Below are 11,957 nucleotides of genomic sequence, written 5' to 3'. Positions count from 1 at the left end.
AATTTCTTTAAAATTTTTTTAATGGAAATTGTTTAAGATTAACAAATCTTCAATACTGGCTTACTGCGAAAACGTTTTCTATAAATATTATTTATATATATCATAAAAAACATATATAAAAATATATAAAAAATCAGTGTCATATTTGTACTACTTAATTAAAATTTAATTTTAATAGAGTTTTGTCGATAAAAATATATCATAGTCCATTAGAGATATAGATATAAACAAGGGAAAGAACTGTTAAAAAGAAAAATTATAAAGTATTACAAGCAGCTATGGAGCATGGCATAGATGCTGTTAAAATAGAAAACTTATATATGTTCGATGGAGTAAGGGGTTACTCGTTAGGACAAGGACAGTAAAGAGTTTTCAAAACTTACATTCCAAGAACCCTAGAGAGTTAGTGATATAAATCTTGGAATGTAAGTTAAAAGTTTAAAGACACCATGACATTGGTAGATTCAAGATTGGTAAATTTTTTCATAGGTTGTTACATACTAATTATTCTACTTCTGTGTATTGTTGTGCTTAGGTCACAGAGGAATCTTAAGAGTAAAATAGTCTGGTTAGTATTATTGTTGTTTTTACCTGTGCTTGGTGTCTTTTTTTATGTAATGTCAATTACATTTAAGACTAATAATATAGTCAATATTGATTAATAGCCCAACTGCAAAGTTGAATAAGACTGCCTTGACCAAGGTGGTCTTTTTTTACCATTCATTTATTTTATTGCTATCTAATTTTATAAAAATGAAAAGTAAAATAGTAAAACCCCAAAGTCCTGAGCCACCATAACTAAAAAAGGGAAGTGGTATCCCTACAGTAGGGATTAGTCCCATGACCATACCAATATTAACGGTAAAATGAACAAATAGTATAGAAGCCACTCCATAACCATAGACACGACTAAACTGCGATTTCTGGGCTTCGGCAAGATAGAGCACCCTAGTTATAAGGAGTACAAATAAAATAACAACGAAACTGCTACCAACAAATCCCCATTCTTCGCCAACAGTGCTAAAGATATAATCGGTTTCTTGTTCTGGCACAAACTTACCTGTTGTTCTTGTACCTTGTAAGAAGCCTTTGCCTATTAAACCACCAGAGCTAATAGCCTGTTCGGATTGAATAAGGTTATAAGCCTCTCTTTTTCGCATTTGTTCTAGTTTAATAGGGTCTTTTTCTAACCTTAGAAATATTGTAATTCTGTTTTGTTGGTGAACTTTTAAACCATGTTGGTAAAATAATTTCACACCATAAGAAAAGCCAATAGCCACCAATAAAACCAATACATATTGAAGTACAGAAGCCCTTTTTTTCTTTCTAAGAAAATAACGAGTTACTAAAACTAGCGCAGTAATAATACCTGATATAACAATTCCATACTTTAAGGTGAGAACAGCCAAAATGATTAGTGATAAAGCGACAACAAGATAAATCTGTTGTAAACCCTCTCTGTAGAACACAAAGAAAAAAGCAAGATATACCATGGTGCTACCAGCATCATTTTGAAGTAAAATAAGTAATGCAGGAATAAATATTATAGCTGCAACGCGTATTTGGTCTTTTAGGGTTTGCATATTGGTTTGCAAGTCGCTGATATATTTAGCGACTGCTAAAGCCGTTGCAAATTTAGCAAACTCACTAGGCTGAATCGTCATACTGCCAATGCCATACCACGAACGTGCACCATTGACATCTTTCCCAAAAACAAATAAACCTAATAAAGATAGAATAGCGACTACGTAGATAAGACTAGCAAACCTTTCGTAGAATTTAGCTTCAAACGATAGTATGAGAATAATTAAAACAAAAGTGAGGCCTATAAAAATAAGTTGTTTTCCATAGAGTTGGGAAGTGTCAAAATAGCTGGTAATGTCTCCCACATGGGATGCAGACAGGATATTGATATACCCAAAACCCACCAACAATAAAAATAGAATTATTGTAAGCCAATCAAATTTAAATCGTCTTTGATTTTCTCTGAGCATAAGTTTATCACCTCGGTATTTCGGCTTTCTGTTTTAAAAGATTCTGGAATGCTTTTTCATCAATAGCTTCAAGGGTTGTTTGCCGATTGATACCAAAAGGTTCATTTGAGAATGGTTTTTGATATTCATGTTCAAGAGAATAGCGAAGCACAAAATTCTCCATGTCCTTTCTCGTTATTTCACCTTTCATATAGTACTCAATCATCAGGCTGGCCATTCTTCCTGCAAATCGACTTCCAAAGTAGCCATTCTCCACAAACACAGCTATAGCTATTTTAGGGTTATCCTTTGGGGCAAATGCAACAAAAATAGAGTGGTCGGTTAACTGAGTTTTTAGGCTGTCTATTATAGCAAAGTTTTCGGCAGTTCCGGTTTTGCCGCAAATTTCAATATCTTTTACCCGAAGCATATTTGCAGTACCTTTATTGTAAACATCAAACATACCTTGTACCACGGGCTCAAAATGTTGCTTATCAATAGTTGTATGTTTTGGTGTAGTAAATTTTGAAGGGATTTTTTCGCCTTCAATTTCTTTAATAATATGTGGTGTGTAAAAATAGCCGCGATTACCAATAGCTGCAGCCATATTCGCTAACTGAATAGGCGTTGCTAAAACTTCGCCTTGTCCAATGGCATTAGATATGGTAAAAGTTGTATACCATCTATTTTTGCCATAGCCTCTATCGTAAGTCGCCGCTGTCGGTACTTTTCCCGGTTGCCCTACGGAAAGGTCATTGTTGAGGTAATTCCCCAAACCAAAACTTTTTATATGCTTGCTCCAATTGTCCATACCTTCGGCAGGCGAATCATATTTGTCCATAATTCGTCTGTATACATTAGCAAAGTAAGCATTGCAGGATTCATATATGCCAATATTCATATTTGCAGGGCTTCTGTGGGCATGACATCCCATTTTTCTATTACCATAACGATAGCCCATAGCACAACTAAAACGTTCTTCGGTTGTAACAACACCTTCTTGTAAAGCTATTAAAGCATTGAGTGTTTTAAACGGCGACCCTGGTGGATACATGGCCTGTAAACCTCTATCAAATAAAGGTTTTGCAATACTGTCCTTGTAGAGTTTATTGAAGTTTTTTGAGCGATCTCTACCTACTAATAAATTGGGATTATATGATGGACCAGAAACCATAGCTAAAATTTCTCCAGAACTAGGTTCAATAGCGACAATACCACCACGTTTATTAGTCATTAATAACTCGCCATAGGCTTGAAGCCTGGCGTCAATTGTTATAGTAATGTCTTTCCCAGGTACAGGTAAGGTGTCTAATTTCCCTTCCTTAAAAGGGCTTAAGTCTTTGTTGAATCTATCTTTTTGAATGAATCTTATGCCTTTTACTCCTCTAAGTGTTTTTTCATAGGTTTTTTCAACCCCTTGTTTCCCAATCAAATCACCTAATTTGTAATAAGGCTGTTTTTCTATGATGGTGCGATTTACTTCACCAATATCACCCAAAACATTTGCTCCAATTGTAGTTTGATAAGAACGTAACGAACGTTTTTGAATATAAAACCCAACATATTTCCACATTTTTTCCTGAAGTACTGCATAATCCGTTTTGGAAAGTTGCGAAACAAATGGAGAAGGTAATCTTGGGGAGTAATTTTTAGCGCGCTCAAACTTTTTATTGTAATCTTCTTTGGAAATTTTTAGCAATCTACAGAATTCATCTAACGCTTCATCACTTAATGGCTCTACCTCTCTGGGAATTACCATAACATCGTAGGATGGCTGATTTGCTACTAAAAGCTTACCATTTCTATCATAGACATAACCACGTTTTGGATAGGTATATTCTTTTTTTATGGCACTATCTTCAAAAACATCATATTCATAACCACCGTAGATCTGTAGATAAAACAAACGTGCTATAAATACCAAACCAACAAGGATAACAGTAGTTAAGAGTAAAAGTTTTCTCATTTTTTGTTTCGACTAAATAAAATTATAATCAGGATACAAAGAATTATAGTAAAAATACTGGAGAATAACGTCTTTTTTAATATTAAAAGTATGCTGGAGATGTTAAAAACCTCTAGAGAGAACAAGACAAGATGATGTATTAATGTGCCAAAAGAAATATAGGTGAAAAGACTGCCTATTTCTGTATTGTTGAACTTTATACTCTGGTGTTCGTATAGCATACCAAAAGATGTCTTTAAAAGTACAGGTCTTGCGTAAGCCAATAAAACCGACGCTGCAGCATGTACACCACCAGAATCTAAAAACATGTCAATCAACATTCCTAATAAAAAACTAGATAGCAATAAAACCATTCTATTATCTCTTATCGGAAACAAAAAAATGAAGATGATATAGATATATGGATTAATATAACCCAAGAAGTTGATATTGCTGCAAATAATAACTTGTACCAACAACAATGCAACAAATCGAATGCCATTTATGCCGAGAAAACTATTCATTATTGCTATTTTCAAGGTCTATAATTTCCGCTCTGTCTTGATGTTCAATAATATAAATAGTGCCAATATTAGTCATGTCATTGAACAGTCGTACTTGTATGGTGTACGTATCGCCACTAATGTCTGTTTCGAAGCTATCAATGCTTCCGATACCTATGCCCTTTGGGAAAATCGCAGATTGCCCTCCTGTGACGATTGTATCCCCAACTTTTACAGGTGCAAACTTGGAAACATCTATAAGTTGAACAATTTCAGGTGAATCCCCATTCCATATAAGCGAACCTATATGATTAGAAGCCTTTAGCTTAGCATTGATTCTACTTTTTTTATTCAGTATGGAAAGTACCGTGGCATAATTGCCAGATGTATTGTCAATTATACCAACAATACCTTTTGATGTAATCACCCCAAAATCTTGTTTAATACTGTCATTTTTGCCTTTATTTATAGTAAGGTAATTGTTAGTTAGGGAATAACTGTTTTTATAAACTTCGGCAGTAATAACTCTGTAAGTCTGATCAGAATAACTTGTATCAATAAAGGAGTTATTTACTGAAGAATTTAAATTAAATAATGCTTCTCTAAGTCTTTTATTTTCTTCTGATAATAGCTCATTCTCCTTTTCTAAGCCAAAATACTTATCCACTGAATTTGAAAAACTATAAACGCCACCAGTTATACCATTAGCAGAATTTATAAACTTACTTCTGTGGTAGGAATGTGATTGAATGGTTAAAGCTAAAGCAATACTAAAAAGAAATAAAAACAACAGAAAGGTTTTGTTTCTTATAACAAAATTGATGATTTGTTGCATTATTTACTTTTTATTTTATCAATACGCTCTTATATTTTGATAAGTTTTTAAGAACAATTCCAGTACCTCTAACCACTGCTCTTAAAGGGTCTTCAGCGATGTAAACCGGTAAGTCCGTTTTTTGGGATAGACGCTTATCCAAACCTCTTAACATGGATCCGCCACCTGCTAAATAAATACCAGTATTGTAAATGTCTGCAGCTAACTCTGGTGGAGTTTGGGATAATGTCTCCATCACTGAATCTTCAATACGAAGTATGGATTTGTCCAAAGCTTTCGCAATTTCACGATAAGAAATCTGAACCTGTTTAGGTTTTCCGGTCAATAAATCTCGACCCTGAACACTCATATCCTCTGGTGGTAGTTCTAAATCTTCAGTTGCGGCGCCAATTTGAATCTTAATTTTTTCTGCCGTTCTATCACCAACATAAAGATTGTGTTGCGTACGCATGTAGTAGATAATATCATTTGTAAATACATCACCAGCAACTTTAACAGACTTATCACAAACAATTCCGCCTAATGCAATGACGGCTATCTCGGTAGTTCCCCCTCCAATATCCACAATCATATTTCCTTTTGGTTGCATAATGTCGACACCAATACCAATAGCAGCTGCCATAGGTTCGTGGATTAAGTACACTTCTTTTCCGTTAACACGCTCACAAGATTCTTTTACAGCGCGCATTTCTACTTCTGTAATTCCTGAAGGAATACAGACAACCATTCTCAAAGCAGGATTGAAAAACTTCTTTTTTAAAGCAGGAATATTTTTTATGAACAAGCTAATCATTTGTTCTGAAGCATCAAAATCCGCAATAACCCCATCCTTTAATGGTCGTATGGTTTTAATATTTTCGTGGGTTTTGCCTTGCATCATATTGGCTTCCTTGCCAACCGCAATGATTTTTCCACTGATACGGTCTCTTGCTACAATGGAAGGATTATCTACAACAACTTTGTCATTGTGTATAATTAAGGTGTTCGCAGTTCCTAAATCTATGGCTATTTCTTCAGTTAGGAAATCAAAAAATCCCATGTGCTATTCTGTAAATTAATTTGGGTTATAAGTAATACGTAAAATTAATAAATCCTTTAAAATAAACACTAGTTAATTCAATTAACTTCAAGTACTAGTTTAAATGAAAGATATTCATCATGATTGCATATGGTGTGTTAATCGCATTCTGTTGTTTTTCAATATCTTAAAATAGTTTTTTTAATTGTGTTAGCTGGCTAACATTTTTTGAAAATTCATGAAACTAATTTTATGAAATCAAAAAAAGCATTAAAAAAATGAAGCAAAAATTACAATTCAAGACAATGATTAAGGTAATTATAACCTTATCATTATTTTTTACAGGATGCCTCATTAGTTCAGCTCAAGGAGCAACTTTTACGAGTGTAAATCCTGCAACAGATGTGTTAACGATTACCAATACGGGATCGTCAATGGTAAATATTACAGATTACTGGCTGTGTTTAGGACCTGGGACTTATGTTAGGGTAGGTACTGTAACTCCAATAAGTGGTGATTATATGCTATCTGCTGATGAATCGGTGACATTATCCTATAATGTTACAGAAGCACAAGATGGATTAAGTCTTTTTAGTACCAATACTTTTATGTCTTCTGACCCTAGTGTATTAGTATCTTATGTCCAATGGGGAGCTGCTAACCAGCCTAGAGTTGGACAAGCCGTTACAGCAGGGGGCTGGGACGATGTTAATAATTTTGTATCTGGAAACGGTCCTTATACCACTGTTAACGGTGGTTCAGCTGCAGCATGGTCAACATGTGAAGCTGACGCGGCCGCCATCCAGATCGTTGGCGGGGGCACCGAGGCCACGATATGCGCCAACGACGGTGCAGCCGACCCTATCGACGTGGAGATTGTTGGCATGGGTGTAGGGGCCAACAACGGCTGGGTGATAACGGATCAGGGCACGGGCGAGATCTTGGGCTTGCCGCCAGGGCCACCGTTCGATTTGGAGGGAGTATTCGCAGGTGTATGCGACGTATGGTACATCCGCTACGAGGACGGACTGACCGGTCTGGCCATGGGCAACAACGTATCAGACCTTATGGGCTGCTTCGATCTGTCTAACCCTGTGAGCATAACGAGGAACGCACCTGACGCGGCCGCCATCCAGATCGTTGGAGGGGGCACCGAGGCCACGATATGCGCCAACGACGGTGCAGCCGACCCTATCGACGTAGAGATTGTTGGCATGGGAGTAGGCGCCAACAACGGCTGGGTGATAACGGACCAGGGCACGGGCGAGATCTTGGGCTTGCCGCCAGGTCCACCGTTCGATTTGGAGGGAGTATTCGCAGGTGTTTGCGACGTATGGTACATCCGCTACGAGGACGGACTGACGGGCCTGGCCATGGGCAACAACGTATCGGACCTTATGGGCTGTTTCGATCTGTCTAACCCTGTGAGCATAACGAGGAACGCACCTGACGCGGCCGCTATCCAGATCGTTGGCGGAGGCACCGAGGCTTCTATATGTGCAGATGATGCTATTCCTGATCCGATAAATGTGGAGATTGTTGGTACTGGAGTAGGGGCCAACAACGGCTGGGTAATTACGGACCAGGGCACGGGCGAGATTTTGGGCTTGCCGCCAGGGCCACCGTTCGATTTGGAGGGAGTATTCGCAGGTGTTTGCGACGTATGGTACATCCGCTACGAGGACGGACTGACCGGCCTGGCCATGGGCAACAACGTATCAGATTTATCTGGTTGTTTCGATTTATCCAATCCAATTTCTATAACACGACTCGCAGGAACAGATTGCGATGCTTTGAGCATTGACGAATTTGATACAGCATTTGATTTTAAAGTATTCCCAAATCCTTCAAAAGACGTTGTTAATATTTCATTTAATGTGACCAGAATATCAGATATAGAAATACAAGTTATTGATATGTTAGGTAAACAGGTTTATACTATCAATGCTACAAACGAAGAAGATATATTTATTGATATCAGTAACTTAGAAAATGGTACTTATTTTATGAATATTACAGATATAGCTTCAGGAAATAGAATTGTAAAACGTATGATTAAAAACTAGTCATAGATAGTTTCGTAAATGTTAGGTTAAAAAAGAAAGAGCATCAATTTTGATGCTCTTTTTATTTCTAAAGTTTAAACTTTAATGTTTAAAGTGACGTGTTCCCGTAAATACCATAGCTACATCTTTTTCATTGCAATAATCAATGCTTAATACATCTTTGATGGAACCACCTGGTTGAATTACGGCAGTAATACCGGCTTTATGCGCTATTTCCACACAGTCAGGAAATGGGAAAAAGGCATCACTTGCCATCACTGCACCTTCTAAATCGAAATAAAAGGATTTTGCCTTGTGAATGGCCTGATTAAGGGCATCTACCCGACTCGTTTGACCTGTACCGCTAGCACATAACTGCTTATTTTTAGCCAATACTATGGTATTAGACTTTGTATGTTTGCATAACTTTGAAGCAAAAATTAAGTCTTCAAGTTCCTCTTGAGTAGGTGATGAGTTTGTGACGGTTTTTAAGTCTTCCAAAGCATCAGTTTTAGCATCACGTTCTTGTACCAGTGTACCATTCAAGCATGTTCTTACGGTAGTTTCTGGAAGCTCTACATCGTGAAGAATTAAAAGAATTCTATTTTTCTTACCTTTTAAAATATCTAAAGCCTGATCGGTAAAAGAAGGTGCAATTACAACTTCGCAGAACAGTTTGTGAATTTCTTCTGCGGTTGCATTGTCAATTTCGGTATTGCTAATTAAAATACCACCAAATGCCGAAACAGGGTCGCCTGATAAGGCACTTAAGTATGCTTGATGAACGGTTTTTCGTTGTGCAAAACCACAAGCATTATTGTGTTTTAAAATTGCAAATGTTGGGTCTTCTCCTTTAAATTCTAAAATTAGATTTACTGCAGCATCAACGTCAAGTAAGTTATTATAGCTTAATTCTTTACCATGTAATTTGGTAAACATGGCATCAAAATCACCAAAGAAGAACCCTTTCTGATGTGGATTTTCACCATAGCGCAATACCTTACCTTTAGTCTCACTTATTTTTAATACTGTTTCCTCGTGATTTTCATTGAAATAATTAAAAATGGCAGTATCGTAATGGGATGATACATTGAAGGCTTTAGCTGCAAATCGTTTTCTGTCATCTTCAGACGTTTCACCATTTTTAGATTTGAGTAATTCCAAAAATTCAGAATAATCTTCAACCGAAGAAATACAAGTGACATCAGTGTAATTTTTGGCGGCTGCTCTAATTAAAGAAATGCCACCAATGTCAATCTTTTCAATAATATCTTGATGGCTTGCACCCGAAGTGACCGTTTTTTCAAAAGGGTAGAGGTCAACTATAACCAAATCGATTTGGGGAATTTCAAATTCTGCAAGTTCTGCCATATCACCATCATGGTTTTGGCGATTTAAAATACCACCAAAAACTTTTGGATGTAAAGTCTTTACCCGCCCTCCTAGAATAGAAGGATAAGAAGTGATATCCTCAACAGGAACTACGTCAATGCCTAGGTCTTTGATGAATTTTTCTGTTCCACCAGTAGAATAGATAGTGACATTAAGATCGTTAAGTTTTTTTACGATTGGTTCTAATCCGTCTTTACTAAATACAGAAATTAGTGCCGAGGATATAGTTTTGTTACTCATAATATTATGTTCTGATTTTGATGCTGCAAAAATAAAAGAATCAATAAGATTATCTCATTCGTAAAGTCAGTTTCTTTAGGTTTTTTTGTAACAATAGATTGTTAAAAACGTCCTATGTTTAAATTGTTTTAAAACAACCATTTTATGCTTGTCTATTTAAGAGTATTCAAAGAGAGTTTTTCATTTGCACTAAATGCCCTTAGAAATAATAAGCTACGAACGTTTTTGTCACTTTTGGGTGTTACGGTGGGTATCTTTTCTATTATAGCAGTTTTAGCTGCTGTGGACTCTTTGGACAGAGACATAAAAGAAAATCTTTCAGGGCTTGATAAGAACACTATGTATCTCACCAAGTACTCATTTGGCCCTACTGACGTCCCAAGATGGAAACGCGATAATTTTCCACAAACAGAATACGATGATTACGAATTTGTAAGACGGAATATACCTGATATCGAGGAGTCCGCCTATGTCATTTTTGGCGGTAATGAGACCATACGCTATCAAGCAGAAACGGTGTCTAATGTAGAGGTTACACCTATATCACATGGCATTTACGTTATCGATGATTTAAAAATAGAACAAGGGAGATTTTATTCGGAATTAGAGTCAGATACAGGTGCACCTGTTATCGTCATTGGTTCAGAATTGGCAGAAAACTTGTTTGGGGAATCAAACCCAATAGGGAAAGTAGTTAGGGTTTATGGTAGAAAATTGACGGTTGTAGGAGTACTTAAAAAATATGGGTCAACTTTAGGAGATTCACCAGATGGAAAAGGATATGTGCCGGCAAATTTTGTTCGACGATTCAGAAATGGTGGTGTTAATGGTTTGCCTGGAGCGGTGGTAATAAAACCAAAAGCTGGAGTTGACATGGGAGCATTTGAAAGTGTGCTAAGACAAAAATTCAGGGCTTACAGAGGTCTTAAAGCCAATGAGGAAGATGATTTTTTTGTTAATAAACTTTCGGGTTTGGTGTCATTCATAGACGCGATTATCGGCACCTTAAATCTAGTGGGCTGGGTGATTAGTGGTTTTTCATTATTGGTCGGTGGTTTCGGTATTGCTAACATTATGTTTGTGAGTGTGAAAGAGCGCACCAATTTAATTGGAATTCAAAAATCCTTAGGAGCTAAAAACCGTTTTATCATGTTTCAATTTTTGTTTGAAGCTGTAATTTTGGCTGTGGTAGGTGGTTTTATAGGGCTGTTTTTTGTTTGGATTACCTCTTTGATTATGAATGGTGTTGTTGGTGAAGACTTTACATTTGTACTATCATTTGGCAATATGTTTTTAGGCTTTGCTTTATCAACATTTATAGGTTTAATATCTGGTGTGATACCTGCGTTTTCTGCTTCGCGATTAGACCCTGTTGAAGCTATACGTACAGGAATGTAAAATACCTTCACAATATTTTAGCATTCTATACCCATATTTAAAGTATAAAGCCATTATCTTTAGGAATCTTTTAATTATGCCTTATGTTATTATATGTACGCTTACTTAAAGAGAGTTTCTCATTTGCATTTAACGCACTAAGAAATAACAAGCTTCGAACCTTTTTATCCTTATTGGGAGTAACCATAGGTATATTCTCTATAATAGCAGTGCTAGCTGCTGTAGATTCTTTAGATAAGCAGATAAAATCCCAATTGAGTTCTTTAGATAGTAACACGATGTATGTGGCTAATATTTCTTTTGGTCCAACGGATGTGCCGAGATGGCAATACGAAACATTTGATGAAATCTCTTATAACGAATACAAATTTCTAAAGTCTGGTTTAGAGAATGCTGAGCATGTGGCCTTTCAATTGTTCGTGAGACGCGAAAGTATCAGATATGAGTCTGAATTAGTAAGTAGTGTTAATACAGTTGTAGTGTCTAATGAGTTTACTGATATTCAATATTTGGAGTTTGATAAAGGTCGATTTTATAACGAATCAGAATCTAATGCTGGTAAGCCAGTGGTTGTCATTGGCTCTGAGATAGCCGAATCATTATTTGGA

The 11,957-nt window shown here is 36.5% G+C and carries 10 protein-coding genes and 1 pseudogene; 5 read left to right on the top strand and 6 right to left on the bottom strand.

The features are described 5' to 3' along the window. Window positions 1–257 precede the first annotated feature (257 nt). Both Q0992_RS10550 and Q0992_RS16875 read left to right on the top strand, forming a co-directional pair. A pseudogene (locus Q0992_RS10550) lies at window positions 258–365 on the top strand (hypothetical protein); the annotation flags it as partial. 84 nt (window positions 366–449) lie between these two features. Next, window positions 450–662 (top strand): PLDc N-terminal domain-containing protein, encoded by a 213-nt coding sequence (locus tag Q0992_RS16875; RefSeq protein ID WP_367277957.1) that lies wholly within the window; start codon window positions 450–452, stop codon window positions 660–662. Between the two features lie 51 nt (window positions 663–713). Here Q0992_RS16875 and rodA read toward each other — a convergent pair whose 3' ends face one another. Genes rodA through Q0992_RS10525 form a run of 5 tightly spaced genes read right to left on the bottom strand, consistent with a single transcriptional unit; the run spans window position 714 to window position 6,295 of the window. Next, complete coding sequence (gene rodA, locus Q0992_RS10545; RefSeq protein WP_299523622.1) at window positions 714–1,994, bottom strand: rod shape-determining protein RodA; 1,281 nt, start codon at window positions 1,992–1,994, stop codon at window positions 714–716. Window positions 1,995–2,001: 7 nt separating this feature from the next. Then, entirely contained in the window at window positions 2,002–3,939 is a 1,938-nt protein-coding gene (mrdA, locus tag Q0992_RS10540; protein WP_299523619.1) for a penicillin-binding protein 2, read from the bottom strand. Continuing rightward, complete coding sequence (locus Q0992_RS10535; protein WP_299523616.1) at window positions 3,936–4,442, bottom strand: rod shape-determining protein MreD; 507 nt, start codon at window positions 4,440–4,442, stop codon at window positions 3,936–3,938. Before Q0992_RS10535 ends, mrdA begins: the two co-directional genes overlap by 4 nt. Further along, the gene (mreC, locus tag Q0992_RS10530) at window positions 4,435–5,256 is read right to left on the bottom strand and encodes a rod shape-determining protein MreC (protein ID WP_299523613.1); all 822 of its coding nucleotides are present in this window, start codon (window positions 5,254–5,256) and stop codon (window positions 4,435–4,437) included. The genes Q0992_RS10535 and mreC overlap by 8 nt, the downstream gene beginning before the upstream one ends. Before the next feature lie 10 nt (window positions 5,257–5,266). Next, window positions 5,267–6,295: a rod shape-determining protein gene (locus Q0992_RS10525; protein ID WP_111682021.1), complete on the bottom strand. Its 1,029-nt coding sequence runs from the start codon at window positions 6,293–6,295 to the stop codon at window positions 5,267–5,269. A 257-nt stretch (window positions 6,296–6,552) separates the two neighbouring features. Between Q0992_RS10525 and Q0992_RS10520 the strand changes: the two genes are divergently transcribed. Beyond that, window positions 6,553–8,340 carry a T9SS type A sorting domain-containing protein gene (locus Q0992_RS10520; RefSeq protein WP_299523607.1) on the top strand — a complete coding sequence of 596 codons (1,788 nt, stop codon included), beginning with the start codon at window positions 6,553–6,555 and terminating at the stop codon, window positions 8,338–8,340. 81 nt (window positions 8,341–8,421) lie between these two features. On the opposite strand, the gene purH is transcribed toward Q0992_RS10520, so the two are convergent. Next, entirely contained in the window at window positions 8,422–9,951 is a 1,530-nt protein-coding gene (gene purH, locus Q0992_RS10515; RefSeq protein ID WP_299523604.1) for a bifunctional phosphoribosylaminoimidazolecarboxamide formyltransferase/IMP cyclohydrolase, read from the bottom strand. 144 nt (window positions 9,952–10,095) lie between these two features. Here purH and Q0992_RS10510 point away from each other — a divergent pair, with 144 nt between their 5' ends. Then, on the top strand, window positions 10,096–11,349 hold the full coding sequence (locus Q0992_RS10510; RefSeq protein ID WP_299523601.1) for an ABC transporter permease: 1,254 nt from the start codon (window positions 10,096–10,098) through the stop codon (window positions 11,347–11,349). A gap of 83 nt (window positions 11,350–11,432) precedes the next feature. Next, a partial coding sequence (locus Q0992_RS10505) for an ABC transporter permease (protein WP_299523598.1) occupies window positions 11,433–11,957 on the top strand: 525 nt, incomplete at its 3' end.

Origin of the sequence: Winogradskyella sp. (genome assembly GCF_028289625.1) — a bacterium.
GTDB lineage: Bacteria > Bacteroidota > Bacteroidia > Flavobacteriales > Flavobacteriaceae > Winogradskyella.
This window is presented reverse-complemented; position numbering and strand designations above follow the sequence as displayed.